The sequence below is a fragment of the Nocardioides pinisoli genome, from assembly GCF_024199985.1.
GTDB lineage: Bacteria > Actinomycetota > Actinomycetes > Propionibacteriales > Nocardioidaceae > Nocardioides > Nocardioides pinisoli.
The window spans coordinates 325536-351433 of the sequence record NZ_JANARS010000003.1 but is presented as its reverse complement, the minus strand read 5'-3'; the positions used below and the strand labels follow the sequence as shown (position 1 = coordinate 351433).

Annotated in this window: 31 protein-coding genes; 13 read left to right on the top strand and 18 right to left on the bottom strand. The window is 74.0% G+C overall.

The genetic code is table 11. The annotated features are described in order from the left end of the window. Positions 1–44 precede the first annotated feature (44 nt). Complete coding sequence (locus NCI01_RS08780) at positions 45–539, top strand: nucleoside deaminase (protein WP_254181096.1); 495 nt, start codon at positions 45–47, stop codon at positions 537–539. A 21-nt stretch (positions 540–560) separates the two neighbouring features. Here NCI01_RS08780 and NCI01_RS08775 read toward each other — a convergent pair whose 3' ends face one another. After that, positions 561–1469: a LysR family transcriptional regulator gene (locus tag NCI01_RS08775; protein ID WP_254181095.1), complete on the bottom strand. Its 909-nt coding sequence runs from the start codon at positions 1467–1469 to the stop codon at positions 561–563. Between the two features lie 72 nt (positions 1470–1541). Between NCI01_RS08775 and NCI01_RS08770 the strand changes: the two genes are divergently transcribed. From NCI01_RS08770 to NCI01_RS08750, 5 genes are all read left to right on the top strand, one after another. After that, positions 1542–2444: an EamA family transporter gene (locus NCI01_RS08770; protein ID WP_254181094.1), complete on the top strand. Its 903-nt coding sequence runs from the start codon at positions 1542–1544 to the stop codon at positions 2442–2444. Positions 2445–2459: 15 nt separating this feature from the next. Further along, the gene (locus NCI01_RS08765) at positions 2460–4070 is read left to right on the top strand and encodes an amidohydrolase (protein ID WP_254181093.1); all 1611 of its coding nucleotides are present in this window, start codon (positions 2460–2462) and stop codon (positions 4068–4070) included. Positions 4071–4219: 149 nt separating this feature from the next. Then, positions 4220–4699, top strand: coding sequence for a PPOX class F420-dependent oxidoreductase (locus NCI01_RS08760; protein ID WP_254181092.1), 480 nt, complete (start codon positions 4220–4222; stop codon positions 4697–4699). Positions 4700–4772: 73 nt separating this feature from the next. Continuing rightward, a complete protein-coding gene (locus NCI01_RS08755) occupies positions 4773–5363 on the top strand; it encodes a rhomboid family intramembrane serine protease (RefSeq protein ID WP_254181091.1) in 591 nt (196 codons plus the stop codon). 51 nt (positions 5364–5414) lie between these two features. Continuing rightward, on the top strand, positions 5415–5882 hold the full coding sequence (locus tag NCI01_RS08750) for a hypothetical protein (RefSeq protein ID WP_254181090.1): 468 nt from the start codon (positions 5415–5417) through the stop codon (positions 5880–5882). Here NCI01_RS08750 and NCI01_RS08745 read toward each other — a convergent pair. The 5 genes from NCI01_RS08745 to NCI01_RS08730 all read right to left on the bottom strand — a co-directional run bounded on the left by NCI01_RS08745 (position 5879) and on the right by NCI01_RS08730 (position 9983). Next, positions 5879–6913: a cation efflux transmembrane domain-containing protein gene (locus tag NCI01_RS08745; protein ID WP_254181089.1), complete on the bottom strand. Its 1035-nt coding sequence runs from the start codon at positions 6911–6913 to the stop codon at positions 5879–5881. The genes NCI01_RS08750 and NCI01_RS08745 overlap by 4 nt on opposite strands. Then, positions 6910–7407, bottom strand: coding sequence for a transporter substrate-binding domain-containing protein (locus tag NCI01_RS08740; protein WP_254181088.1), 498 nt, complete (start codon positions 7405–7407; stop codon positions 6910–6912). The genes NCI01_RS08745 and NCI01_RS08740 overlap by 4 nt, the downstream gene beginning before the upstream one ends. Then, complete coding sequence (locus NCI01_RS08735; protein WP_254181087.1) at positions 7407–8861, bottom strand: FAD-dependent oxidoreductase; 1455 nt, start codon at positions 8859–8861, stop codon at positions 7407–7409. The genes NCI01_RS08740 and NCI01_RS08735 overlap by 1 nt, the downstream gene beginning before the upstream one ends. Further along, a complete protein-coding gene (locus NCI01_RS22150; RefSeq protein ID WP_302181764.1) occupies positions 8858–8983 on the bottom strand; it encodes a hypothetical protein in 126 nt (41 codons plus the stop codon). Before NCI01_RS22150 ends, NCI01_RS08735 begins: the two co-directional genes overlap by 4 nt. 325 nt (positions 8984–9308) lie before the next feature. Next, the gene (locus NCI01_RS08730) at positions 9309–9983 is read right to left on the bottom strand and encodes an HAD family hydrolase (protein WP_254181086.1); all 675 of its coding nucleotides are present in this window, start codon (positions 9981–9983) and stop codon (positions 9309–9311) included. Between the two features lie 131 nt (positions 9984–10114). On the opposite strand from NCI01_RS08730, the gene NCI01_RS08725 reads away from it, so the two are divergent. Genes NCI01_RS08725 through NCI01_RS08715 form a run of 3 tightly spaced genes read left to right on the top strand, consistent with a single transcriptional unit; the run spans position 10115 to position 12472 of the window. After that, positions 10115–10795 carry a hypothetical protein gene (locus NCI01_RS08725; RefSeq protein WP_254181085.1) on the top strand — a complete coding sequence of 227 codons (681 nt, stop codon included), beginning with the start codon at positions 10115–10117 and terminating at the stop codon, positions 10793–10795. A 52-nt stretch (positions 10796–10847) separates the two neighbouring features. Then, positions 10848–11513 carry a helix-turn-helix transcriptional regulator gene (locus NCI01_RS08720; RefSeq protein WP_254181084.1) on the top strand — a complete coding sequence of 222 codons (666 nt, stop codon included), beginning with the start codon at positions 10848–10850 and terminating at the stop codon, positions 11511–11513. After that, positions 11513–12472, top strand: a complete 960-nt coding sequence (locus tag NCI01_RS08715; RefSeq protein ID WP_254181083.1) for a TIGR03557 family F420-dependent LLM class oxidoreductase — start codon at positions 11513–11515, stop codon at positions 12470–12472. Before NCI01_RS08720 ends, NCI01_RS08715 begins: the two co-directional genes overlap by 1 nt. Positions 12473–12482: 10 nt before the next feature. Here NCI01_RS08715 and NCI01_RS08710 read toward each other — a convergent pair whose 3' ends face one another. The 3 genes from NCI01_RS08710 to NCI01_RS08700 form a co-directional block, all read right to left on the bottom strand. Then, entirely contained in the window at positions 12483–12944 is a 462-nt protein-coding gene (locus tag NCI01_RS08710) for a hypothetical protein (RefSeq protein ID WP_254181082.1), read from the bottom strand. A gap of 52 nt (positions 12945–12996) precedes the next feature. Further along, a complete protein-coding gene (locus tag NCI01_RS08705) occupies positions 12997–13701 on the bottom strand; it encodes a GAF and ANTAR domain-containing protein (protein WP_254181081.1) in 705 nt (234 codons plus the stop codon). Between the two features lie 362 nt (positions 13702–14063). Continuing rightward, positions 14064–14321 carry a CinA family protein gene (locus tag NCI01_RS08700; protein ID WP_254181080.1) on the bottom strand — a complete coding sequence of 86 codons (258 nt, stop codon included), beginning with the start codon at positions 14319–14321 and terminating at the stop codon, positions 14064–14066. A gap of 165 nt (positions 14322–14486) precedes the next feature. Here NCI01_RS08700 and NCI01_RS08695 point away from each other — a divergent pair, with 165 nt between their 5' ends. The 3 genes from NCI01_RS08695 to NCI01_RS08685 are packed head-to-tail and all read left to right on the top strand — an operon-like array spanning position 14487 to position 16827. Further along, positions 14487–15668 (top strand): zinc-dependent alcohol dehydrogenase, encoded by a 1182-nt coding sequence (locus NCI01_RS08695; protein WP_254181079.1) that lies wholly within the window; start codon positions 14487–14489, stop codon positions 15666–15668. After that, entirely contained in the window at positions 15665–16633 is a 969-nt protein-coding gene (locus tag NCI01_RS08690; RefSeq protein ID WP_254181078.1) for an iron-containing redox enzyme family protein, read from the top strand. Before NCI01_RS08695 ends, NCI01_RS08690 begins: the two co-directional genes overlap by 4 nt. Then, positions 16630–16827: a CDGSH iron-sulfur domain-containing protein gene (locus NCI01_RS08685; RefSeq protein WP_254181077.1), complete on the top strand. Its 198-nt coding sequence runs from the start codon at positions 16630–16632 to the stop codon at positions 16825–16827. Before NCI01_RS08690 ends, NCI01_RS08685 begins: the two co-directional genes overlap by 4 nt. Positions 16828–17014: 187 nt before the next feature. Here the strand turns inward: NCI01_RS08685 and NCI01_RS08680 are convergent, their stop codons facing one another. Genes NCI01_RS08680 through NCI01_RS08650 form a run of 7 tightly spaced genes read right to left on the bottom strand, consistent with a single transcriptional unit; the run spans position 17015 to position 23803 of the window. Beyond that, positions 17015–17632 carry a methyltransferase gene (locus NCI01_RS08680; protein WP_254181076.1) on the bottom strand — a complete coding sequence of 206 codons (618 nt, stop codon included), beginning with the start codon at positions 17630–17632 and terminating at the stop codon, positions 17015–17017. Then, positions 17629–19218, bottom strand: a complete 1590-nt coding sequence (locus NCI01_RS08675; RefSeq protein ID WP_254181075.1) for a phytoene desaturase family protein — start codon at positions 19216–19218, stop codon at positions 17629–17631. Before NCI01_RS08675 ends, NCI01_RS08680 begins: the two co-directional genes overlap by 4 nt. After that, the gene (locus NCI01_RS08670; RefSeq protein ID WP_254181074.1) at positions 19215–19652 is read right to left on the bottom strand and encodes an SRPBCC family protein; all 438 of its coding nucleotides are present in this window, start codon (positions 19650–19652) and stop codon (positions 19215–19217) included. The genes NCI01_RS08675 and NCI01_RS08670 overlap by 4 nt, the downstream gene beginning before the upstream one ends. Next, positions 19649–20548, bottom strand: a complete 900-nt coding sequence (locus NCI01_RS08665; protein WP_254181073.1) for a glycosyltransferase family 2 protein — start codon at positions 20546–20548, stop codon at positions 19649–19651. Before NCI01_RS08665 ends, NCI01_RS08670 begins: the two co-directional genes overlap by 4 nt. Beyond that, the gene (locus tag NCI01_RS22670) at positions 20545–21600 is read right to left on the bottom strand and encodes a glycosyltransferase (RefSeq protein WP_254181072.1); all 1056 of its coding nucleotides are present in this window, start codon (positions 21598–21600) and stop codon (positions 20545–20547) included. Before NCI01_RS22670 ends, NCI01_RS08665 begins: the two co-directional genes overlap by 4 nt. Continuing rightward, positions 21597–22664: a glycosyltransferase gene (locus NCI01_RS08655; protein WP_254181071.1), complete on the bottom strand. Its 1068-nt coding sequence runs from the start codon at positions 22662–22664 to the stop codon at positions 21597–21599. Before NCI01_RS08655 ends, NCI01_RS22670 begins: the two co-directional genes overlap by 4 nt. Continuing rightward, positions 22661–23803: a glycosyltransferase gene (locus tag NCI01_RS08650; protein WP_254181070.1), complete on the bottom strand. Its 1143-nt coding sequence runs from the start codon at positions 23801–23803 to the stop codon at positions 22661–22663. Before NCI01_RS08650 ends, NCI01_RS08655 begins: the two co-directional genes overlap by 4 nt. 187 nt (positions 23804–23990) lie before the next feature. Here NCI01_RS08650 and NCI01_RS08645 point away from each other — a divergent pair, with 187 nt between their 5' ends. Further along, complete coding sequence (locus NCI01_RS08645) at positions 23991–24677, top strand: GAF and ANTAR domain-containing protein (RefSeq protein ID WP_254181238.1); 687 nt, start codon at positions 23991–23993, stop codon at positions 24675–24677. A gap of 50 nt (positions 24678–24727) precedes the next feature. Here NCI01_RS08645 and NCI01_RS08640 read toward each other — a convergent pair whose 3' ends face one another. After that, positions 24728–25438 carry a GAF and ANTAR domain-containing protein gene (locus NCI01_RS08640; RefSeq protein ID WP_254181069.1) on the bottom strand — a complete coding sequence of 237 codons (711 nt, stop codon included), beginning with the start codon at positions 25436–25438 and terminating at the stop codon, positions 24728–24730. Positions 25439–25447: 9 nt separating this feature from the next. Further along, on the bottom strand, positions 25448–25783 hold the full coding sequence (locus NCI01_RS08635) for an ANTAR domain-containing protein (RefSeq protein ID WP_254181068.1): 336 nt from the start codon (positions 25781–25783) through the stop codon (positions 25448–25450). Positions 25784–25898: the final 115 nt, after the last annotated feature.

The following is a 25898-nucleotide window of genomic DNA, read 5'->3' as shown; positions in this document are numbered from 1 at the left end:
CCGGGCCGCTTGTCGGCGCGGGCCCGATCGGAGAGATTGGGCCCATGCCACACGACCTGCCGGACCTGCCGGGCGCCGCCGACCACCTCGAGCTGTGCCTCCGCCTGGCCGAGGAGGCCCTCGACGCGGGCGACTCCGCCTTCGGCTCGGTGTTGGTCGACGCGTCCGGCACCGTCCTGCGCACCGGCCGCAACCGGGAGACCACGAGCGGTGACGAGACGGCGCACCCCGAGCTCGAGCTGGCGCAGTGGGCAGCGGCCCACGTCGCCGTCGACGAGCGGGCCGGCTGCGTCGTCTACACCTCCGGCGAGCACTGCCCGATGTGCGCCGCCGGCCACGCCTGGGTCGGGCTGGGTCCGATCGTCTGCGCCGCCTCGTCCGCGCAGCTCGTGCAGTGGCGCACGGAGTGGGGCCTGCCCGCCGCGCCCGTCGCTGCGCTGCCGGTCACCGACGTCGCGCCGGGCGTGCAGGTGCACGGGCCCGTGTCGCCGTACGACGACCGCATCCGCGCGCTCCACGAGCGCAGCCTGCGCGGCTGAGGGCCCCGCGCCGCTACTCCCTCAGCCGGCGAGAGCGCGGCCGCGGGCGCGCATGGCGTCGACGACGGCGACCACCGCCGGCGAGTCCCTCATCGAGCTGCGGTGCACCACGGTGATCTGCCGGGTCGGGACGGGCCGGTGCGCGGCGACCGCGACCACCTCGTCCGACAGCGGCCGGCGGCCGAGGCGGGGGACCAGTGCGATGCCGAGGCCCGCGGCGACGAGCGCGAGGTGGGAGTCGAACTCCAGGGCGACGTGCGCGATGCGCGGTGTGCGCCCGGTGCCGTCGTACATCCGGGTCAGCCACTCGCGGCAGATGGTGCCCTTCGGGGTGGCCACCCAGTCCTCGTCGACCAGGTCGCGCGGCGAGACCCGCGTCCGGCCCGCGAGTTGGTGGCCGCGGGGCACGATCACGTCGGCGACGTCGCGCGCCACCGTCACCGCGACGACGTGCGCCGGGATGTCGAGCGGCACGTCGCCCCAGCTGTGCACGACCCCGAGGTCGTGCTGGCCGGAGGCCACGAGGTCGACGGCGTCCCACGGCTCGTGCTCGGTGAGCGCGAGGGTGAGGTCGGGGTGACGGTCGTGGAGGTCGCGCACCACGGGGGCGACCAACCCGCGCATCGCCGTCGAGAAGGCCGCCACGCGCAGCCGTCCGGCGACGCGCCCGGTGTCGCGGCGGAGGCCCGACTCCAGCTCCTCCAGCGCGGTGAGGAGGTGCGCCCCGTCGTCGACGAGCCGGCGACCGTGGTCGGTCAGCACGACGCCGCGGCCCACTCGCTCCAGCAGGTCGACACCCGTCTGGCGCTCGAGCCGCTTGACCTGCTGCGAGACCGCGCTGGGGGTGAAGCCGAGGGCGTCGGCGGCTCCCACCACGCTCCCGTGCAGGTCGACGGCCCGCAGGCTGCTGAGTGCGCTCATGTCGATCATGAAGCGACGCTACATCGAGAAGCGCACAAAGCGTTGCTGGTGCTTCATGGTGGCCGGCCCCAGACTTCTCGGGTGAACGTCCGAGACTCCGTCCTGGCAGCCCTCGTCGCGGCGATCTGGGGCGTCAACTTCGTCGTCATCGAGTGGGGCATGGCCGACGTGCCGCCCCTGCTTTTCGTCGCGCTGCGCTTCACCGCCGTGGTCGTCCCCGCCGTCTTCCTCGTGCCGCGGCCGGACGCCCCGTGGCGCAGCATCATCGCGGTCGGGGCGTTCATGTCCCTGGGCCAGTTCGGCTTCCTCTACGTCTCGATGGCTGCCGGGATGCCGCCGGGCCTCGCAGCCCTCGTGCTGCAGGCGCAGGTCGTCTTCACCGTGCTGATCGCCGCCGGCGTGCTGCGGGAGGTGCCGACGCGCACGCAGGTCATCGGCCTCGCGGTGGGCGTCGCCGGCCTGGTCGTCGTGGGAGCCGGGCGCGGCGGTCACGTGCCGCTCGCGGCGCTGCTGCTCTGCCTCCTGGCCGCCCTGTCGTGGGCGGTCGGAAACGTCGTGGCGCGGGCCGCACGGGTGCCGGGTGGGCTGTCGTTGACCGTGTGGTCGGCGCTGGTGGTGCCGATCCCGCTGCTGGCGCTGTCGCTCGTGGTCGACGGCCCGGCCGCGGTCGCCGGGGCGCTGGGTGACCTCTCGTGGACCGCGGTGGTGTCCACCCTCTACACCGCGGGCCTGGCCTCGCTGGTCGGCTACGGCATCTTCAACAGCCTGCTGGCGCGGTGGCCCTCGAGCGCGGTGGTGCCGTGGGTGCTGCTCGCGCCCGTGGTGGCGATGGCCTCGGCGTGGCTGCTGCTGGGCCAGCGGCCCAACCTCGCCGAGCTCGGCGGTGGTGCGCTCCTGCTCGCCGGGGTGCTCGTCGCACTGCGCCCGGCCCGGGTGCCGCCCGCGCCGAGCGACCGGCCGGCAGTGGCCGCAGCCGGGCGCTGACGCCACGATGGGGCCATGCGCGAGACGGTCCTGACCAACGCCCGGGTCTTCGACGGCTTCCGCCACCTCGGCGACGTCGGCGACGTGCTGGTGCGCGACGGCAGGGTCGCCGCGGTCGGCGGAGATCGTCGTACGGCCGGCGCGGAGGTGGTCGACTGCGGCGGGGCGCTGCTCCTGCCGGGCTTCACCGACGCGCACGTGCACCCCGTGCAGGGCGGGCTCGAGCGGATGACCTGCGACCTCAGCGAGCTGCCGGTCGACCGCGCGGCCTACCGCGCGCACGTGGCGTCCTACGCCGCCGCCCACCCCGCCCTCGACTGGGTGCAGGGCGGCGGGTGGGCGATGGCCGCCTTCCCCGGCGGCCTCCCGACCGCGGCCGAGCTCGACACCGTCGTCGGCGACCGCCCGGCCGCGCTGGTCAACCGCGACCACCACGGCATGTGGGTCAACAGCCGCGCGCTCGAGGTCGCCGGCATCACGCGCGACACCCCCGACCCGGCCGACGGGCGCGTCGAGCGCGACGACGCCGGCGACCCGACCGGCGTGCTCCACGAGGGCGCGATGGACCTGGTGCTGTCGGTGCTGCCGGTGCCGGACGCCGACGCCTTGCACGCCGGCCTGCTCGAGGGGCAGCGCCACCTCCTGTCGCTGGGCATCACCGGCTGGCAGGACGCGATCGTCGGCGCCTACGCCGGGATGCAGGACACCGGGCCGACCTACCTGCGCGCGGCCCGGTCGGGCGACCTCGTCGCCACGGTGGTCGGGGCGCTGTGGTGGGAGCGCGAGCGCGGCCTGGAGCAGGTGGCCGAGCTGGTGCAGAAGCGGGCGGCGTACTCGCACGGGCGCTTCGCCGCGACCTCGGTCAAGATCATGCAGGACGGCGTCGCCGAGAACGGGACCGCGGCGCTCGTCGAGCCCTACCTCGACCGGTGCGGCCACGCGACGACCAACACGGGGCTCTCGTTCGTCGACCCGGTCGCGCTCCGCAGCATCGTGGCGGCCCTCGACGCGGAGGGCTTCCAGGTGCACGTCCACGGGCTGGGCGACCGGGGCGTGCGGGAGGCGCTCGACGCGATGGAGGGCACCCAGCCGCTGCACCGGCACCACATCGCCCACCTCCAGCTGGTCCACCCCGACGACGTGCCTCGCTTCGCCGAGCTGCAGGTGGCGGCCAACATCCAGGCGCTGTGGGCGTGCCTCGACGACCAGATGGTCGAGCTGACCATCCCGTTCCTCGGCGAGGAGCGGGCGGCGCGGCAGTATCCCTTCGGCGACCTCCACCGCGCCGGCGCGCGGCTCGTCGCCGGCAGCGACTGGCCCGTCAGCACCCCCAACCCCCTCGAGGCCGTCCACGTCGCCGTGCACCGGATGGCCCACGGGGAGCCCGGGCGGGCCGGGAGCGAGCCGTTCCTCCCCGGCCAGTCCCTGTCGCTCGAGGTCGCGTTCGCGGCGTACACCTCCGGGTCGGCGTGGGTGTGCCACCGCGACGACGCCGGGATGGTCGCCCCCGGCGCGGTCGCGGACCTCGTGCTGCTCGACCGGGACCCCTTCGACGCCCCTGAGGAGGTCGGGGCGGCGACGGTCGAGCGCGTGTGGGTCGGGGGAGAGCCGGTCGTCGGCGGCTGAGCCCGCGCTGGCCGCGCCGCCCGGCGCCTCGGCAGGCAGTTCGCGGTGCCGGAGGCGGAAGCCACGCTCGGCCGGGCCCCGCCGGTCGTGAACTGCCTTCTTGGTGTGCCACAGCCCTCGCCGCCGGCGCCCTCGCTAGCCTCGACCCCATGGCGAACATCGCGACGAACACCGAGGTCGGGCTCGACGAGCTGCTGGAGTTCGTACGCCCGCGGCACCGCATGCTGCTCATCACCGAGCGCGCGGACGGCAGCCCGCAAGCGTCTCCGGTCGCCGGGGGAGTCGACGACAGCGGCCGCATCGTCGTGGCCACCTACCCGCAGCGCGCCAAGACGCGGAACGCGCGGCGGCGGCCCGGCGTCTCCGTCGTCGTCCTCTCCGACGACTGGGACGACGCCTGGGTGCAGGTCGACGGCACGTGCGAGGTGCTCGACGCCAGCGACGGGGAGGAGGCCCTCGACGGGTTCGTGGAGTACTTCCGCAACATCGCCGGCGAGCACTCCGACTGGGAGGAGTACCGGCAGGCGATGGTCGACCAGGGCAAGTCGCTGCTGCGGATCACTCCGACCCGCTGGGGCACGGTGTCGACCGGCGGCTTCCCTCCCGAGGTGGCCGCGCGCAGGTCCTGACCGGGGCCCGACGAGGACTGAGGGCGGCCGACGGAGCACGGCCCGTTTCGCGTCGGGTGTCACGATGAAGGGCATGCAGACCACGGCTCGCGAGCCCGCGTGGAAGGGCGCCGCGCTCGTCACGGGTGGGTTCGTCGTGCTGCTGTGGGTGCTCGAGATCTTCGACGCCGCGACGGGCAACCCGCTCGACGCGTACGGCGTCCAGCCCCGCAGCGAGGACGGGCTGGTCGGCGTGGCGCTGGCCCCGACGCTGCACTTCGGCTTCGACCACCTGGTGAGCAACACCGTGCCGGTCCTCGTGCTGGGCTTCCTCACCCTGGCCACCGGCGTCGCGCGTGGCCTCGCCGCGACGGCGATCATCTGGGTCGTGGGCGGTCTCGGGGTGTGGCTCTTCGCCCAGCCGGGCAGCACCCACGCCGGTGCCTCGGTGCTGATCTTCGGCTGGATCGTCTACCTCATCGTGCGCGGCTTCCTCAACCGCCGCACCGCCGAGATCCTGATCGGGGTCGCCGTCTTCCTGCTCTACAGCAGCGCGCTGCTCGGCGTCCTGCCCGGCCAGCCGGGCGTCTCGTGGCAGGGGCACCTCTTCGGCGCCGTCGGCGGGTTCCTCGCCGCGCGCCTGCTGACCACCCGGCAGCGCAGTGAGTCGAGCGTCACGTACTGATCGGTAACAAACGCCGGACGGGTCTCGCTCGCGACTCCTAGCCTGCCCGTCATGCGCGCTCCCAGCCTCCGCCCCGCCGTCCTCGCCCTTCTCGCCGTGCTGCTCGTCCCCTCGCTCTCCGCGTGCGGCGGAGAGGCCGACGCGACTGGCACCACCGCGCGCGCCGAGGCCGAGGCGGCCCACGCCGAGGTCCTCGCGGACTGGCAGGCGGCGCTGGAGGCGGAGCTCGGGACGGACACCTTCGACTTCGCCGCCCTGCAGCAGGCTGCGGCCGCCGACTGCGTCCGCACCGACGCCGGCGACTGGGCCGTCGAGCTGGCACTCAGCGGCGACCTGTCCACCTCCGCGCTGACCCGCATCGGCCTCGAGCACGCGTGCGGCGACGTGGTCCCGGCGTTCGACGAGGCCGTGGCCACCGTCGAGCGGGCGGCCGACCCGCTCGAGCTGGTGTGCGGCCCCGACGCCGAGCTGTCGGCCGAGGCGGCGCTGTCCGCCGACCTGGTCTGCGCGAACCGCTAGCCCGGGTCGGGGATCGTCTCGGGCAGGTCGCGCACCGGTACGACGGCCACGTCGTGCACCTTCCAGTCGAGCTCGCGGAGCACGTCGGCCGCCGCCTCGAGCTGGTCGAGCGTCGGGGTCCGGCCGGACAGCGGACGCACGAACGACTCGACGTGGAAGACGTGGCCCTGGTCCCGCACCCGGCTGCGGCTGTCGTCGACCCAGGACAGGTTGGCCAGCGCCTGGTCGACCTGGCGGGTGAGCGGGTGCGGGCGCTCGTCGTCGAAGGTGCGCGCGCGCTCGTCCATCAGCGCCGTGGTCGCGTAGTGCAGGTTGGTCCAGCCGTCGCGGACGATCGACAACGAGATGAGCAACGCCGCGCCGGAGTCGGCCCACCAGAGGCCGATGCCGATGCCGAGCACGCCGGCGATGGTGCCGGCGGCGGTCATCCAGTCGGCCTTCTGCATGTCGGCGTCGGCGTAGAGGACCTTGTCGTGCAGCTGCTCGGCGAGCGGGAGCTTCATCCGGCCCAGGACGAACGGGCCGATGCCGGTGTAGACCATCGCGGCCACCATCAGCCAGCCGGCCCAGACGGTGTGGCCGAGCAGGCGGACCGTGCCGATCGGCGGGTGCTCGCCGCGCACCAGGCCCATGGCGGAGTCCACGGCCAGCAGCAGTCCGACGCTCAGGAGTGCGATGGCCGCCGTCAGGTGGCCGACGCCGGTGGCCCGGTGGAAGCCGTAGGGGTGGTCGGCGGTGGGGCGCCGACGACCGAGCCGGACGGCGACGAGGAAGGCCAACGGCGGCACGAGCGCCAGCGAGTCCTCCACCCACGCCGTCTTCATCGCCTGCGAGCTGCCGGCCGTCGCGAAGACCACCGTGACGCAGGTGAGCATGTAGAGGAAGGTGACCACCTCCAGCCGCTTGGCGCGGCGCAGCGCGTCAGCCTGCGCCGGAGGCAGCTCGGTGTGCCCGAACCGGTAGCCGGACTCGCCGGACCCCTCGGCCCCTTCGGACCCCTCGGGTCCGCGGGTCGCGTCGACGCGGCTCATGGGCGACCGCCGGCGCTGGGCTGCGTGTCGAGCCAGCGCTCGAGCTCCGACATGAGGGCGTTCTCGCCCATCGGCACCATCATCACGTGCGCCCCGGTCGTCCCGGCGGCCTCGACCTCGGTGTAGGGCCGGGTCAGGCCGACCTCGTCGACCCACGCGTTGGTGTCGGTGAAGCCGCCCACGGCGAGGTCGATCTCGCCGTCCTCGAGCAACCGGACGAGCTCCTCCTCCCCGGCGACGGTCCACTCGACGTCGACCGCGAGGTGGTCGGCGAAGCCGGTCACCAGGCGGGGTTCGCGGCCGGCCGGCGACTCGCCGGCCACGTCGACCCATCCGGGCCGGGGTGAGGCCCCGACCCGGAGGACGCCGCCGCTGCGCACCCGGTCGAGGGTGCCGTCGGGGTCGGCCGGGAAGTCGTCGGGGACCACCGACCCGCACCCGGTGAGGAGGACGGCAGCTGCGACGAGCAGCAGCACGCGGCGCAGCTGCGACATCACTCCACCTGGTCTCCGGCCTTCGCGGCGGTGCCCGAGCGCTTCAGCAGCGGCCGGGTCGCCGGACCCTCGAGCACGGCCCCGTCCGGGGAGAACCGCGAGCCGTGCAGCGGGCAGTCCCACGTCTCCTCGGCGTCGTTCCACTTGAGCAGCCCGCCGAGGTGGGTGCAGACGCCGACGACGCCGCACGCGGCGGCCTGGGCCGGGCCGGTCGTCCCGGGGAGGCGCTCGCGCGCCGTCCGCACGGCGCCGGTGACGACGGCCGCGCCGACGCCGAGGTTGATCCGGGCCACCTCGGCAGCGTTGGACGCCGTGGGGGTCCGGCCGCTGAGCGCCTGCGCCCAGGGCGGCATGTCGCCGAGGATGTCGGAGGAGATCGCGCGCGCGGCGACCACCGCGTTGGTCATGCCCCACTTCTCGTAGCCGGTGGCGACGTGGATCCGGTCGCCTCCCCGCCGCAGCGGGCCGACGTAGGGCACCCCGTCGGGGCTGCTGTAGTCCTGGGCCGACCAGTGGTGGGTCTCGGTGGTGGCCGGGTACCACTTCGCCGCCCACGCGCGCAGGGTCTCGAGGTGGGCGAGGTGGGAGTCCGTACGCCCCACGACGTGCCCCGCGCCACCCACGACGAGCGTGCCGCCCGGGGCGTCACGCACCGACCGGGCGTCGGAGCCGGCCGAGAGGTACATCCCCTCCATCGGGCCGGCGCCGTCGAGGGCGAGCACGTAGGAGCGCTGCGGCTCGAGCCGCGCGAAGTGCAAGCCGCGATCGAGGATCGGGGTCCCGGTGGCGAGCACCAGGTGCTCGGCGGTCAGGGTCTCCCCGCCCTCGAGGCGGACGGTCGGCCGGCCGCCCTTGGAGACCGACCGCACGCGGTGTCCCTGGTGCAGCGTGCCGCCGTGGACGCGCAGCTGCTCGGCGAGCGCCCCGAGGACGTCCATGGCGTCGAGCTGCGCCTGGTCGGCGAGCGTCGTGGCCGCCACGTGCGGGAACGGCACGTCGAGGGTGTCGCGCCACGCGACCGGCAGGCCGAGGGACGACGCGGCCTCGTGCTCCTGCTCGACCGACGAGCGCTCCTGCTCGTCGGCGGCGTAGGTCACCGCGGTGCGCCGCTGGAAGGGCACGCCGTGGTCGTCGCAGAAGCGCAGCAGCCACTCCATGCCCTCGCGGTTGGCGTCGACGTAGGCCGCCGCGACGTCCGCGGACTGGTGACGCCGGATCCGGGACAGGTGGGTGCCCTGGAGCAGCGAGACCTTGCCGGTCGTCCGGCCGGTGGTGACCGCGCCGACGTGGCGCGCCTCCACGCACGCGACGCGCAGACCGGCGCGGGCGAGCAGGAGGCTGGTCGTCAGGCCGGTCAGCCCGGCGCCCACGACGAGGGCGTCCAGCGCCTCGCCCGACCCGGGCAGGGGGTCGTCGGCGACCGGCGTGGCCCGGTCGAGCCAGAGCGACGTCACGACTCGTCCTCCTCCTCGTGCTCGTCCTCCTCCACCGGGTCCCCCGCGTTGACCGGGTCGGTGTCGAGGTGGGTCTGCGGGTCGGTCCAGGGCTCCTGCGACCGGTCGTCGGACGGAGTCATCTCATCTCCTGCGGTGGGGTGCGGGGGGACATCTCGGAACGCGTGTCCCGTACCCCGGTCGCGAGGTGATCAGTAGCCGGCCTCGGACGGCGGAGCAGGAGACGTTCGACAGGGGCGTATGTGGTGCACCCCTAGGGGGTACATCCCCGTCACGTCGGGGTCGTCCCGCCACGATCCCGGCGGCCAGCGCGAGACCCGCCGGTCTCGACCTCCCGTACGCCGTGTGAGGTGACTCCGGCGGGTTTCGTACGTCGCCCGAGGGTCGATGGAGCGCCCGGTCGACCACGACGTCCGGCCCCGTCGCAGGAACGGGGCGAGAGGGGCGTCAGTGGGACCGCAGCGGTCCGTCCTCGAGGTGGTCGAGCAGGTCGCGCGGACCGTCGTAGACCCAGGACGCACCGGCGGAGGTGAGCCGCTCGGCGGAGATGCCGCCGCTGCGCAGCCCGACGCACGGCACCCCGGCCGCCTCGGCGGACAGCGCGTCCCAGACCGCGTCGCCGACGACGATCGCCGCGCCGCCGCCGGCGCGCTCGATCCCGAGCTCGACCATGTCGGACGCCGGCTTGGTCGCCGCGTCGTCCGAGCCGGTCACGACCGCGGTCAGGTGGCGGCGTACGTCGAGGAGCTCGAGCAGGTCGTCGACCAGGTCGCTCTCCGACGAGCTGACCAGCGCGAGCCGGTGCCCGTGCCCGGCGAGCGCCTCGACCAGGTCGGCGGCGCCGTCGAGGGCGCACACCGATCTGAGCTGGGTCCGGAAGTAGTCGTCGTGCAGCTTGCGCACGTCCTCGCCCACGGCCGCCTCGGCCGGGTCGCCGGCGACGTGGGCGACGAGCCGGTCGCCGCCCATCCCGATGGCCTCGTGGACGCGGACGGCGCTGACGTGCAGGCCGACGTCGTGGAAGGCGGTGTGCCAGGCGACGACGTGCTGGTAGACGGAGTCGACCAGGGTGCCGTCCAGGTCGAGGACGACGACGGGATGGTGGAGGGTCTCCGTGGTCACGGCAGCGACGTACCCCGACCTGCAGTGCCCCATGCGCGCGCGGAGGTGGCCGCCCCGGCGGGTGTGGTGTGGCCCGGGGTGGCAGAGGACCATCGAGGCTCAGGCAACACGAATGTGTCGAGGGGATCGTCATGGAGCTGCTGCCTCAGAGTCGGGAGGCCCTGGACGAGTACGTCACCACGTCGGTCGACGACATGGAGGGCTTGCTGCGGGTGATCGAGGGCTGGGCCGTGCGCTCGGTGCCCGACTGCGTCGCCCTCAGCGTCACCCTGCTCGACGAGGACCTGACGTTCACCCTGGTCGACAGGGCTGCGACCGACGCGCCGCGCCACGACGAGGGCCGCGACGACTCCCGCGACGAGACCCGCGACGCCGGAGCACGCCCGGCGGCGGTGCATCCCCTCGACGAGCTGGACTGGGCCGACACGGCCCGCGAGCGGGCCTTCGGCGCGATCGCGAGCACCGTGTGCCTCCCGGTGGTGGAGCACGGCCGCGCCGTGCTCAACATCGACCTCTACGCCTCGACCGCCTACGCGTTCCGGGACCGCATCGACGGGCTCGTCGAGGCCCTCGGCGCCTGGCAGGCCGGGGCCGTCACCAACGCCGACCTCGGCTTCGAGACGCTGCGGCGCGCGCAGGAGGCCCCCGAGCGGATGCGTGAGCAGCGTCTCGTCGACGTCGCTGTGGGACTGGTCGCCGCGCGGATGGCGGTGACCACCGACATGGCGGCCGTGCTGCTGAGCGAGGCGGCCGAGCGGGCCGGCGTCTCCGAGTCGGAGGCGGCGTGCGTGGCCCGGGTGCTGCTGGCGTAGACCTACACCATCGCGGGGCGTATGCGACCCGCCCATCGGGGTACTGCGGGCCATGCAACGACCTACAGCCCCCGTCACCCGCCACGTCAAGGTGGCGATCATGGAGGAGAGCGAGCTCGTCGTCCACGGCCTGCGCGCCATGCTCGAGCCGCACTCCGCGCTGGTCACCGTGGTGGCGCACCGGGCCGACGGTCCGGCTCCGCTGTGCGACCTGACGCTCTACGAACCCCACCGCCGCTCCGCCGGCGTACGTCCCGCCCCGCAGCGCTTCCCGACCCGCATGGTCGCCTTCGGCTGGGACTGCAGCCCCGAGGCGGTCTCCACCGAGATGTCGCGCGGCGCTGCCGGCTTCGTCAGCAAGTGGCTCCCGGCCCGTCGCCTGGTGTGGAACCTGCTGCAGATCGCCGACGGTCGCGTCGTGGTCGACGCGTGGACCGGTCAGGCCGAGGCGGAGAAGGCCGCGGCCGAGAAGTGGCCGCTGACCCAGCGCGAGACCGAGGTCCTCTCGATGATCGCCGCCGGCAAGGCCAACCGCGACATCGCCGAGGAGACCAACCTCAGCATCAACTCGGTGAAGTCCTACATCCGCGGCGCCTACTCCAAGATCGAGGTCACCTCGCGCTCGCAGGCGGTGCTCTGGGCGATCCAGCACGGGCTGCTCATGTCGCCCGAGCCCGAGCAGAGCAGGGCCCGCGTGCCGGTGCACGCTGCGCGCTGATGACCCGCTTCGGCTACTTCCTCTCCTGCGAGGAGTACGCCCCGGACGAGCTGCTCGAGCAGGCGCGGCTGGCCGAGCGCGCCGGCTTCGACAGCCTCTGGATCAGCGACCACTTCCACCCGTGGACCAACGCGCAGGGGCAGTCGCCCTTCGTCTGGTCGATGATCGGGGCGGTCGCCCAGGTGTGCGACCTCCCCGTCACCACGGCGGTCACCTGCCCGACCGTGCGCACCCACCCGGCGATCGTCGCGCAGGCCGCGGCGACGTCGGCGGTGCTGCTCGGCGAGGGCCGGTTCACCCTCGGCGTCGGCACCGGTGAGGCGCTCAACGAGCACGTCCTCGGCGACCGGTGGCCGCACACCGAGCTGCGGCTGGAGATGCTGGAGGAGGCCGTCGAGGTCATCCGTCAGCTGTGGACCGGCGAGGTGGTGTCCCGCGAGGGCCGGCACTACACGGTCGACACGGCGCGGATCTACACGTTGCCCGACCAGCCCCCGCCGATCTACATGAGCGCCTTCGGTCCGAAGGCGCTCGACGTGGCCTGCCGGATCGCCGACGGCTTCATCACCACCCAGCCCGACGCCGAGTCGGTGGAGACGTTCCGCGCGGCCAAGGGTGCCGACGCCCTCACGCAGGCGGGCTTCAAGGTCGCCTGGGGACCCACGCGCGACGACGCGATCGACGCAGCCTTCGAGCGGTGGCCCAACTCCGGTGTGCCGGGCGAGCTCAGCCAGGTGCTGCCGAGCCCGCAGCACTTCGAGCAGGCGAGCGAGCTGGTCACGCGCGAGGCGTTCGCCGAGAAGGGCGCCTTCGGTCCCGACGTCGCCGCGCACGTGGAGGCCTACGCGCCGTTCGTCGACGCCGGCTTCGACGAGGTCTACGTCGCCAACATGGGCCCGCACTACGCCGACATGATCGCGGCCTACGGGTCCGACGTGCTGCCGCAGCTCCGCGGCTGAGGCGCGCGCCTCAGTCGTCGTACTCGGGGTCGCCCTCGACGTCCGCGGGCTTGGCCTCGTGGCCCTCCCGCCCGCGGGTGCGGCGCAGCTCCTTCATCTCCGCCTCGAAGACGTGGCGCCGGCCGGCCGTCAGCTCGTCGATGATGCGCTGGTGGAGGCCCTTCGTGCGCGCGTAGAAGCCGTCGTCGAAGGCCTCGACCATCTGGAACGACCACATGCCCGGCAGCGGGTTCTGCCCGAGCACGTCGCGGTCCAGGGCGTCGGCGAGGTCCTCGTGGCCGGCCTCGCGCACCAGCGCCTCGGCCTCCTCGAAGGTGGACTCGGCGCTGCCCATGAGGCGGTGGAAGGCGTAGAGGTGGCCACGGGCGTCCTCGACGTGGTCGAGGGCGGCCGAGACCTTGCCGACCGCCTCGACGGTCTCGTCGGTGACCCCTTCGGGCCGGCGGTGCTCGGGGGAGGGCTGGTCGTCCATGCTCCGAGGGTCACAGACGCCGACGGGCAGCCGCCACCTGCCAACGGGCGGGTCAGTCGACCGCGGGGGTGCGCCCGCTGGGGATGTCGCGGGTGGCGACGAGCTCGGCGGCGAGGTCGCGCAGCTTGATGTTCTCCTGCGACGACAGACGCCGCAGCACGTCGAAGGCGCGGTCCGCGTCGAGGTCGTAGCGCTCCATGACCATCCCGATCGCCTGGCCGATGACGGTGCGGGTCTCCAGCGCACGGGTGAGCTGCTCGTCGTTGATCGAGCGCGCGAGCACGACGGCCGCCATGGCCGCGATCGTCCTGCCCTGGCTCACGTCCTCGTCGCCGAAGGAGCCCGGCTGGGTCGAGTAGACGTTGAGCGCCCCCCACGTGCGGTCGGGGCGGGTGAAGAGCCGGAAGCTGACGCTCGAGCGGATGCCGAGCTCGGCGACCATCGCACGACCCCACGCCGGCCACCGCGGATCGGTCGCGAGGTCGTGGACCACGACGACCTCGTGCTCCCGGATCGCGTCGCGGCACGGGCCCTGACCCAGCTCGTACTGCTTCTCGTCGAGCTGTCGCAGCCGCTCGTCAGTGGCGACGGGGGTGCGGATCTGGTCACGCTCGACGAGCGAGATGCCCACGTGGTCGCAGGCGCTGAAGAACTCCGGCGTGATCTGCACCAGCCGCTCGAGGGTGTGCGGTGGATCGGCCTGGGCGTCGAGCTCACGCACGGCGTCGGCCAGCTGGCCTCCGAAGACGTCGTCCATGGGACACCTCGTTCGATGGGGGTCGGGTTCTCGAGGCTGCCGTTCCTCCACGGTGCCACCGAACGGGGGGCCTCGCAACCTGCTCCTCGCAGCGTCCGACCAGCGTCTTTCCAGCGACCGACGAGCGCCCGCAGACCGGCGGCGACGCCCGTGCCGAGGCGGCTCCGCCGACGGCGTCCCAGCCTGCTGGAGCACCCGCAGGCCCGCGTGCTCGCCGCCGTGGTGGTTGACGGCGGCGAAGACGACCAGGTCGGCGTGCGGGTGCCGTCCGGCGACGTCGGCCAGCAGGCCCGTCACCGCCAGTGCGCCGGCGCACACGGCGGCGTCCCGACGTCCTGCGCCGGACCGGCCCATCAGACCCCTCACCCGACAGCCGGGCTGCGGGGCGGCCGGCTCTCGAGCTCGCGTGCCAGCTCGTCGAGGGCCAGGGTCGTCGCCGCGGCGACGACCTCGGAGGGGTCCCCGGGCAGGCAGGTGTGCAGCTCGCGCGTGCCCGCCTCGGTCGCCACGACGAGGTGGACCGTGCCTGCGGGGCAGTCCTCTTGCGGGCCGGGGCCCCCGACACCCGTGATCCCGACGGCGACGTCGGCGCCCAGGAGCCGGCGTACGCCGTCGGACACGGGGCACCTCCAGGTCGGGGCCCTCTGGTTCCCCGACGGACTCGCGCCCATGCAGGGCCCGGTGTGACGCGTACGCCTCTCGGGGGCGCATGGACGGCGCTGTCCGGGGCACTGGCTGTGCACGCGTTCCGTACTCAGCATGACGACCGAGGAGGTCACCGTTCGATGAAGGCAGTCACGTGGCAGGGCAAGCAGGACATGCAGGTCAAGGAGGTCCCGGACGCGGTCATCGAGGAGCGCACCGACATCGTCGTCGAGGTGACGTCGACCGGGCTGTGCGGCTCGGACCTGCACCTCTACGACCCGCTGACGCCCTTCATGGCGGCCGGTGACGTCGTCGGCCACGAGCCGATGGGCATCGTGCGCGAGGTCGGCTCGGCCGTGACCACCCTCGAGCCGGGCGACCGCGTGGTGGTGCCGTTCAACATCAGCTGCGGCACCTGCTGGATGTGCACCCGCGGCCTCCAGAGCCAGTGCGAGACCACCCAGAACCGGGACACCGGAACCGGCGCGAGCCTGTTCGGCTACAGCAAGCTCTACGGGCAGGTCCCCGGCGGCCAGGCCGAGCTGCTGCGGGTGCCGTTCGGCGACACCCTTCCGATCAAGGTGCCGCACGGCCCGACCGACGACCGCTTCCTCTTCCTCTCCGACGTGCTGCCCACCGCGTGGCAGGCCGTGGAGTACGCCGACGTGGAGCCGGGCGGCACCCTCGCGGTCGTCGGCGCCGGTCCGATCGGCGACATGGCCGCCCGGATCGCCCTGCACCGCGGCCTGCGGGTCATCGTCGTCGACTCGATGCGTGAGCGGCTCGCCCGTGTCCACGGCCGGGGTGCGGAGACGATCGACTTCACCGAGGTCGACGGGGTGGGCGACGCCATCCGTCAGCTCACCGACGGCCGGGGCGCCGACGGGGTGATCGACGCCGTCGGCATGGAGGCCCACGGCTCGCCGGTCGCCGAGACCGCCCAGAAGGCGCTCGGCCTGCTGCCCAAGAAGGTCCAGGAGAAGGTCATGCTCAACGTGGGCGCCGACCGCCTCGCCGCGCTGCTGAGCGCCATCGACGGCGTGCGCCGCGGCGGAACCATCAGCATCTCCGGCGTCTACGGCGCCCCCACCGACCCGCTGCCGATGTTCGAGCTCTTCGACAAGCAGGTGCAGATCCGGATGGGCCAGGCCAACGTCCGGCGCTGGAGCGACGACATCCTCGCGCTGCTCGAGAAGGACGAGGACGTGCTCGGCGTCGAGTCGTTCGCCACGCACCACCTGCCTCTCGACGACGCCCCCGAGGCCTACCGCAAGTTCCGCGACAAGGAGGACGGCATGGTCAAGGTGGTGTTCCGGCCGTGAGGCTGCCCAAGCCGCGCGGCGGGCTGAGCGAGTGGCTCGTCGCCCGGCTAGCCGAGCCGGGGCTTACCGGCTCGGCTCCGGATGCCGACTCGTGGGACGACGAGTCGATCTCGCTCTGGACGCTGCACGAGCTGTCGTTCCGCGGCTTCGAGGACGCCGACGACCGCGCCGAGTGGGACCCCGAGCTCCTCGGCGTACGACGTGACCTCGAGGAGGCGCTCGAGGAGCGGCTCCGAGCGCGGTGGTCGGCCTCGCCCACCTCGCCGGCCTCCTCGGCCGCGCCCGCTGCGGCCGACGTACCGACCGCGCTCGAGGACCTCGTCGCCGCGGACGACGGACCGTCGCTGGCCGACCACGTCCGCCGTCGCGCCGACCGCGACCAGGTGCTGGAGCTGCTGCGACAGCGCTCGGTCTACCACCTCAAGGAGTCCGACCCGTCGGCCTTCGTCGTCCCGCGCCTGCCGGTGCGGGCCAAGGCGGCGCTGATGGCGCTGCAGTTCGACGAGTACGGCGACGGCGACCCCAACCGGCTCCACTCCCACCTGTTCGCGCGCGGCCTCGAGGCCGTCGGGCTGCGGGCGGAGTACGGCGCCTACGTCGAGGACGCGACCACCGAGAACCTCGAGATGAACAACGCCGGCTCCATCTTCGGCCTGCACCGCCGGCTGCGCGGGGCGGCGATGGGACACCTCGCGGCGTTCGAGATGACCAGCTCACTGCCCTCGCGCAAGATGGTGCAGGGCCTCGAGCGGCTCGGGCTCGACGGACCGATGTCGGCCTACTACGACGAGCACGTCGAGGCCGACGCGATCCACGAGCACCTCGCCGCCCGCGACATCTGCGGCACCCTCGCCGAGGACGAGCCCGACCAGGCCGCCGAGATCCTCTTCGGCGCCTTCACCTGCCTCGACGTCGAGGCCCGCTTCGCCACGGCGATGCTCGCGACCTGGGAGGAGCAGCGGTGAAAGACCGCGACTTCGACCACCCCGACGTCGTCCTGGTCCCGCACGGACCGATGCTGCTCCGCGGCGCCGAGTCGGTGCAGGACCTCGAGGGCCGCGTCCACACGGTCGACCGTCCCGTGGTGGCGCTCTGCCGCTGCGAGAAGTCCAGCCGCCTGCCCTGGTGCGACGGCACCCACAAGGTCATCCCGCGCTGACGTCGTACGACCGGCGAGCTCATGAGGAGCGGTGCGTGAGGGGGATTCCGGCACGCGGAAATGCCCCTGGCACACCGCCCGAGCGCGTGTCGTCCGTCGGCGCGCAGGTGAGCGGTGCCTGAGGGGGATTCCGGCACGCGGAAATGCCCCTGCGACACCGCCCGTCGCCCGTCCAGGGCGTACGGCGTCAGGCGCGAACGATCCGGACGAGCACCCCGCGCACCTGCTGGCGCACCTCGACCATGACGAGCCGGCCCTCGGCGAAGCAGGGCTCCGCTCGCAGGATGTCGGCCTGGGCGCTGGTGCCGAGCTGGAGCACGGCTGAGCCGCCGGGGGCGAGGTGCTCGTCGATGACGACCAGGCAGGCGCGCGCGATGTCGAGGCCGTCGTCGCCGCCGTCGATGGCGGTGAGCGGGTCCTCGGGGTAGCGGCTGGTCTGCTCGCGCGGCACCCACGGCGGGTCGGCGATGATCACCGGGAAGAGCTCGCCGGGGGCGAGCGCGTCCTGCAGCCGCCCCTCCCGGACCTCGACGCGCTCGGCGGCCCCGGCGGCCAGCGCGTTGGCCCGGGCGTAGTCGCAGGCGACCGGGTTGGCGTCGACGCAGAGGAGACGGCGCCCGGAGGTCGCGACCGCGAGCAGGCCGATGTGGCCGGCGCCCGCGCAGAGCTCGAGGACCGTCCCACCCGGCGCGGTGTCCATCAGCTCGGCGGCCCAGTCCGACTGCGCGGCCGTCCACTCGCGCGGGCGCAGCACGCGGTCGTCGAAGGCGATCGTGAGGGACCCGAAGGTCAGCTGGTCGGTCATCGGCGGATCCTTTGGTGCCAGAGGGCTGCGCGGGCGGCGTTGGCGCCGGCCGCGCCGTGGACGCCGCCGCCGGGGTGGGCGGAGGCGGAGGCGAGGTAGAGGCCCGGCACCCCGGTCGCGGCCCGACCGCGCATGGCGGGGACGGGCCGGAAGACCAGCTCCTGGTGCAGCTGGGAGGTGCCGCCGTTGACGGCGCCGCCGACGAGGTTGGCGTTGCGGGCCTCGAGCTCGTGCGGGCCGAGCACCCGGCGCTCGAGGACCAGGTCGCCGAAGCCGGGCGCCACGGCCTCGATGCGGGCCTGCATCCGGTCGGCGAAGCGCTGGGCGTCGTCGTGGCCCCACTCGCCGGTGACCTCGTCCGCGGCGTCGCGGCGGGTCTTCCCCGGCTGGGGCACGTGGGTGTAGGCCCAGAACGACTCGGTGCCGGCCGGCGACCGGGTCGGGTCGCTGGTGGTCATCTGGCCGGTGAGCAGGAACGGCCGGTCCGGCACGACCCCCGACGCGACCTGGGCCAGCGTCTCGGTCATCTCCTCGACGGAGTCGGCGACGTGCACGGTGCCCGGTGCGCGCTCGGGACGGTTGGTCCACGGCACGGGACCGGAGAGCGCCCAGTCCACCTTGACGGTGCCCGGGTCGAGCTCGAAGTCCCGCATGCCCCGCATCAGCCGCGGCGGCAGGTGCTCCTCAGCGACCAGCCGGCCGAAGAGGTGGGTGGCGGACACGTCGGCGAGCACCGCGCGGGTGGCGCACGACTGCCCGTCGCGGGTGCGTACGCCGACCACGCGCCCGTCGCGGACGTCGACCCCGGTCACCTCGGCGTCGGTCACCAGCTCCACGCCGAGACCGGTGCAGCGGGTGACGAGCGATTCCGTGAGCTGCTGGGCGCCGCCCCGGGGGACGGGGAAGCCGACCGTCTGGCCGAGCATCGTCATCAGCACGCCGAAGACGCCGGACCCGGGGGAGGAGAGCGGGAAGTCGGCGTGGCCGGCGTTGCCGTTGAGCAGCAGCGGCGCGGCGGGACCGGCGAAGAGCTCGCGACCCAGGGACGCGACCGGGGTCGCCAGTCGCCGTACGGTGTCGAGGCCCCCGGAGCGGGCCAGCGCCGGCAGCAGCCGCGCGCCCGCGCGCACGGGCGGGAAGGGCGAGGTGAGCCCGTCGACCAGCGCCGGGCCGATGCGGTCCCACGTGGCGCACAGCTCGAGCCAGGCGTCGCCGTCGCCGGCCCGGAGCGCGTCGAGGCCGGAGGCGGTGTCGTGCCGGTCGCGGTGCAGGACGGCCCACTGGCCGTCGCCGAAGGGGTGACCGAGCACAGCCGGTGCGTGCTCCCAGGTGAGCCCGTGGTCCTCCAACCGGAGGTCGGCGATCGCGCGCGAGGCGACGGCGAGCGGGTAGAACGCGCTGAACGTGTCGTGGACGAAGTCGGGGTGCAGCTCGCGGTCGCTGCGCACGGCTCCGCCGGGCGTCGGCTGCGCCTCGAGCACCAGGACCCGCCATCCCGCGTCGGCGAGCACGTTGGCGGCGACCAGGCCGTTGGGACCGGCCCCGACGACGACGGCGTCCCAGCCGGTCGACGAGCCTGCGCTCACGTCGTCCGTCCCTCCACGACGAACGCGAGCCGGCGCAGGGCCTCGACGTTGCGCCAGTGGATCTGGGCGTCGCGCAGGGGCTTGGGCACCAGGACGCCCGGTCCCGCGGTGGCGTCCTCCTTCATGGTGACCAGGGTGGCGGCCCCGTCGGGGCGCAGGGAGATCTCGACGTGCGCCTCTCCCGCGGGCCAGCCGCGGGCCTTGAGGAGCAGCCGGCTGCCCTCGTCGACCTCGAGGACCTCGGTGGTGTCGTCGATCAGCAGCGGCCAGGTGCCGACGCTGTGGTGCAGCTTGGAGCCGACGGCGGGCCAGGTGTCGTCGACGTCGCGCATCCGGGACGCACCCACCACGAAGAGCGGGTAGAGCCAGCCGTCGGACAACACCTCCCAGACGCGCTCGGGGGTGGCGGACACGGTGCCGGTCGTGGTGCTCATGGTGTTTCCTTCACTGTGCTCGCGAATGTCGCTCGGGGGTTCTCGGGTCGTTCTGGGTCGTTCTCCGGGTCGTCCTCCCGCACCCAGTGCCCATCCTCGCGCCGCACCAGTCCCCGGCGCTCGAACTCCTCCAGCCACCCGGTCATCGGCCACTCGCCCCACCGCTGGTGGAACAGGCGGCCGTTGCGCAGGATGTCGTCGAGGTGCTCGACCGGTGGGCTGCTGACCGGGTGGTGCTGGTGGTAGGCCCGGGCGCCGCCGACCCAGCCGAGGCCGATGCCCCGCGCGATCGCCGTACGCCCCAGGTCGGTGTCCTCGCCGCCGTAGCCGACGTAGTCCTCGCAGAAGCCGCCGAGACGGTGCCACGTGCGCGGGCCCACCGCGAAGGAGAGCGACCAGAAGAGGTCGGGCTCGTCGAGCTCGAGCAGCTCGCCGGGGGCCGGGCGGGGTCGCGCCGGGTGCGGGTCGTCCCACTCGGCGAGGCCGGCGGGGTCAGCGGGGTAGCCCTCGGACGGGCGGGGAGGCAGGTAGGTCACCGGTCCCGACCAGATGCGGTGCGGGCGCGACGTGACGACGTTGGCGTAGGACGCCACGAGCCCCGCCCCGGCCAGGCAGTCGACGTCGAGGAGCACGACCACGTCGGCACCGGTGTCGAGCGCGGACTCCACGCCCAGGTTGCGTGCGGCGGCCAGCGGCAACCCGCCGCGCGGCCCGCGGCCGATGGCGACCACGTCGCGGACGAGGCCGTCGACCTGCTCCTTGACGATGTCGGGGTCGTCCATGGCGACGGCGAGGTAGGTGTCGGGTCGGAGCCCGCCCCGGGCGAGCGAGCGGTGCTGGGCGGCCAGGTGCTCGTGGCGGCCGTGCGCGATCGTGACGACGGCGACGCGGGTCACGAGGCGGTCCCCGCGCGCAGGCGGTCGCGGGTGGCGAGCACGACCTCGGCGAAGCGGTCGGCGGCCCAGCCGTCGCACCACTGCGCCCACGGTCGCGGGTCGAGGGCGGCGGCCCGGTCGAGCACGTCGCTCCACTCCGCGGCCTCGGGCCAGGCGGTCCGCACCACGGCCGGCCAGCCGCTGGCCAGCACCTCGCCTGTCGTGTGCTGCTCGTCGTGGGGCCGCCGTTGGGGGAGCACGACGGCGGGTCGGCGGGCGGCCGCGGTCTCGGCGAGCGCGTTCTGGCCGGCGTGGGTGACGACGACGTCGGCGCCCGCCAGCACGGCCGACGGGTCCTCGACCCAGGTGCTGCGGTCGGCGCCCAGGACGTGCCACCGCCAGTCGGGGGTGGCGCCCCGCGCGAGGCGTACGTCGTCCGCGCTCACGTCGTGGCCTCCCGAGCCGAGCATGAGGGCGACGGTGCGCTCGCGGCCGCGCGAGCGGTCGTGCGACCGGCTGCGCAGCACGGGTCGGACGGGGTGCCGGGAGAGCGCCCCCACCGGCACCAGTCGCTCCCGGAGGTCGGCGGGCAGTCCGGGCGTCATGTCGCGCGCCGTGCGGGGCCAGAACCCGACGAGCGCCTCCGCGACGCCGAGCCCGAGGAGGTGGGCGCGGTCGTCACGCCGCCCGGGCAGGACGACCCCGACCGCGGGCACGCCGTGGAGGCGGGCGAGGAGGATCACCTCGACCGAGACGTCGACGACCAGCAGGTCCGGTCGGGCGGCGTCCAGCCAGGCGCTGAGCGCCGCGGAACGTGACCGGGTGCCGTCGTGCAGCAGGGGAGCCCAGTGGAGGTGGCCGTAGGCGTTGACGTCGCGGGGGTCGCCGTCGTCGTCGGCCGGCAGCTGCACCCAGTCGCCGACCCAGGCGTCCGGCCGCGGCAGTGACGACAGGCCGGCGACCGCGATCCCCTCGTGGCGCAGCCGGGCGGCCAGCACCTGGGCGCGGTGCCGGTGGCCGCTGCCGACGTGGTGGACGTAGTAGCCGATGGTCGCGGTCGCGTCGCGGCTCACGCGGCGTGTTCCTGACGGGTCAGCTCGTCGTAGAGGTCGAGGTAGCCCTCGACCATCGCGTCCGCGCTGCACGTCGACTCCGCGTAGGCACGGACACCGCCCCGGTCGAGCCGGGCCGCGGCCACGACGGCCTGGGCCAGGGCAGCCGCGTCGCCGGGCGCCGCGAGGACGCCGCCCTGGGGCGAGACGACCTGGCTGAGGCCGCCGCGGGCGAAGGTCGCGACGGGGGTGCCGCTGGCCATGGCCTCGGCGGCGACGAGGCCGTAGGGCTCGTCCCACATCGGTGTCACCACGGCCACCGACGCCTGCCGCAGCAGCTGCGAGAGCTCGCGCTGGGCGAGGTGGCCGGCGTAGCGGGCGTCGGCGCCCAGCAGCGGCGCGACCTCCCGCTCGAAGTAGTCCCGGTCCTGCACGGGACCGGCCAGCACGAGGGGCACGCCCGCGAGCCGGCAGGCCTCGACCGCGAGGTGGGGCGCCTTCTCCGGCACGATCCGGCCCGACCACACGGCCGGTCCGCCGCCCGGGCCTGCGGGCCAGTCGCGGAGGTCGAGCCCGTTGAGCACGACGTCGCTGTCGACCGCGTGGCGCCAGGAGGTCGCCGTCCACTCGCTCACCGCGACGAAGCGCGGCGGGCGCGAGCACAGTGCCAGTGCCGACTCGATCATCGGCAGCGGCGGGGTGTGCAGCGTGGTGAGCATGGGCACGTCGACCGCAGGCGCCATGGCGATCGGCAGGTGGTGGAGGCTGTTGTTGTGCACCACGTCGTACTCCTCGGCGCCGGTGCGCGCGAGCGAGAGCATCAGGGAGAGGTAGGCGTGGTGCTCGGCCAGCCAGCCGGGTCCGGGCGCGAACTTGTCGGCCATCGCCGCAGGGCTCACCTCCACCGTCGACAGCGGCAGCAGGCGCACCGGGAGCGAGGTGTCCGACCCCGGGCCGGCGAACAGCGTGACGTCGTGCCCGCGCTCCGCCAGCCCGCGCGCGGTCGTCCAGGTCATCGACTCCAGGCCGCCGGCAAAGGGCTCTCGGATGGGGAAGCGGCTCGAGGCGATGAGGCAGATCCTCACCGTCGACCCACCACCGACTCGTAGACCCGGGCGTGGGCCTCGGCGACCTGCGCGCGCTGGTGGCGCCGCTCGTCCACGCTCGGCGGGGCGGCGACGTGGCCGGCGTGGGCCGCGCGCACCGCCGCCACCAGGCTGTCGGTGTCGAGGTGCTGCTCGTCGTGCTGGTAGGTCAGCACCGGGGCCTGGTCGGCGAAGTAGCCGCAGGAGGGGGCCACCACGGCGGTCCCGAGGTCGCGGCAGGCCTCGAGCCAGCCGCTGTGGGTGCCGAAGCGGTAGGGCAGCACCGACACGTCGAGCGAGGCCAGGTAGGCCCACAGCCCGTCGTCGTCGAGGAAGTCGTGGATGCGCAGGTCGAGCTCGCCCCGGGCGGCGTGGTGCTGCAGCGTCTCGGCGAGCCCGGCGTCGTACCTCGCCCCGTCGGGGAGCAGCACGTCGCGGTGCCCGTTGACCTGCAGGACGGCGCCGGGCAGGTCGCGGACGGCGTCGACGAGCACCGGCACCAGCGGGTGCGGGTGCATGCCGGCCCGCAGGCTCTTGACGTGCAGGCCGATGCGGAGCTCGCGCTCGCGCGGTCCGCGGCCGAGCACCTCGCGCATCGCCGCGGCCTTGCGCATCACGTCGAGGGGTACGACGTGGGGGTGCGGCACCACGACCGCCTCCCGTCCCCAGCGGTCGCGGATCTCGGCGGCGGCGCCCGGCGTCAGCGTGACCAGGGCGTCGGCGGCCGGCACGAGGACGTCGAGGTGCCGGTCGTGCGCCTCGCGGTCGAGGTGGTGGGGGTTGCGCAGGTCGTGCACCGTGAACACGAGCGGCTTGCCGCGCCGGCGCAGGGCGGCGACGAGCTCCTCGAGGTCGGCGGGGCTGCGGGCGTCGAAGCCGAAGTGCAGGTGGAAGACGTCGAAGTCGTGCGACTCGACCCAGGCGGCGTCGAGCATGACCGGGGGCCACCACTGCTGCGTGGTCGCCGCGCCGACCGGGACGGGGTCGGGCAGGCGCACGGGACCCGAGCCGTCCTCGGGCGCGAGGTGGCGGACGTAGACGTGGTTGGCGGGGACCGAGGCGATGACGAGGCGCCCGGTCCGGGGACGGGGCACCGGGCGCGCCGCGGGCGCGTCCGTCGTCATGTCGGAGGTGGTCACGCGCAGAAGTACCCGCGCGCGAAGGTGTCATGCGTGGGGGACGCTCGCTGTGACGAACTCCATCCCATAGGAGGTGTCGCGTTGAGCGACGGCCCGCGGGGACGTTAAATTCTGTCCTGACTCCAGAACACGGGTCTCAGACGCAAGTCATTCAAGGATTCCATTGTCATCCCATGACTCCTTGGCCGTGTTCGCGGCACTCGCAGCCGAGCTGCAGCAGGAGCCTGACGAGGCCATGACCTCGCGCGCGATCGTCACCCGGATGCGCGACCTCCTCCCCGAGGCCGACCAGGTCAGCCTCACGATCCGCACCTCCCGGGGCCACCGGACGCTGGCCAGCAGCGACCCCCTCGCGCAGGAGGCCGACACCCTGCAGTACGCCCTGGGCGAGGGGCCGTGCCTCGAGATCGCCGACACCGGCGGCTGGCTGCGCAGCGGCGACGTGGGCTCGGACGCGCGCTACCCCTCCTGGGGCCCCCGCGCCTCCGAGCTGGGCGTGGGGTCGCTGCTCGCCGTCGCGGTCAACGACCGTGACGAGCCGATGGGCGCGCTCAACCTCTACAGCTCACGGACCGGTGCCTTCGCCGACCGCGACGTCGTCGACACCGCCTTGGTCTACGCCGTCCACGCCACGACGGCCCTGTCGTCGGCGCGCCGCGCCAGCACGCTGCAGACCGCGATCAGCTCCCGGCACGTCATCGGCATGGCGCAGGGCATCGCGATGGAGCGCTACGGCATCGACCAGCACCAGAGCTTCGAGCTGCTGCGCCGGCTCTCCTCGACGACCAACGTCAAGCTGCGCGACGTGGCCACCCAGATCGTGGAGACGCGGGCCATCCCGCACGAGCGGGCCGCCGAGGCCGTGGACGACTGACGTCCCGCCGGCGACAGGGGGCCGGCCGGGACGTCAGGCTCTCGAGGACCTCAGGCCGGCAGGGAGCCGGTGTCGAGGACGTGCTCCGACACGACGCCGATCTTGGTACGACGGCTGCGCGCAGCGGTGCGGAGCGCGTTGAAGGCGCCGACCGCGTCGAGCGAGTGCTTGGCCATCAGGAAGCCGACGGCCCGCTCGATGAGCACGCGGTAGTCGAGGGCGTACTGGAGCTGTCGGGCGAGCTCGCCGGCGGTGTGCGCCTGGAGGGCGGCGCCCAGCGTGGTGGAGATGACCTCGGCGTAGCGCCCCAGCGCGGCCTGCTCGCTCTCGTCCCAGTCGTGGGGACGGCTCCTGTAGACGTCGAGGGTGCCGACGGGCACGCCACCGAGGAGCACCGGCGTGCCGAGCACCGCGCGCACCGGTTGCTCGGCCATCGCCCGCGCCAGGGTCGGCCAGCGCTCGGCCTCGGCGGTGACGTCGCGGCTGGTCACCACCCGTCCCTGGACGAACGCCTCGGTGCACGGCCCCTCGCCGGCCTCCGCCTCGGTCTGCTCGAGGAGTCGCCCGGGCCCGTCGCTGGCGGCGGCGTAGACCAGGATGTCCTGCTCGTCGGCGATGAGCACGCCAGCACCGTCGACGGCGAAGAGGTCGACGCAGGCGGTGACGACGACCTGGAGGGCCGAGGTGATCGAGCCGTCGTCGTCCCGCGGCTGGGAGAGCCGACGCAGGCTCTCGGCCAGCGCGGCGTCATCGATGTTCATGGGGCTGGATTATCCCTGAGCGGTGGAACCTCCCGGCCAGCCCGAGGCTGGAAGGTGCCCGGCGAACCTGGCCAGCGCCTGGTGGTCCTCCGGATCGGCGGTGCCGTCGTGGGTCGCCACGAGCACCCGCGCGACGGTGCGGACCTTGGTGTTGCTGTCCTGCGAGACGCGCAGCATCGTGCGCCAGGCCTGATCGGTGCTGCAGCTGAAGCGCGCGGACATGAGGCCGATGGCCATGCCGATGTCGCGCTGCGACTTGACGGCCTCGTGCAGCTGGGCGACCTCGTCGCGCAGCGCATCGGCGTGGGGTGTGGGCTCGCCCGGGTTCAGGGGTGTGGCAGACATCGTCACCTCATGCATGACGTCGGTCCGCGGACACAGGGCGGAGTTCAACTAGTTCAACTAAGGCAGTACCCCACCCTACAGGCGGGGCCCGAAACCTCACGATGGGCGGGACGGC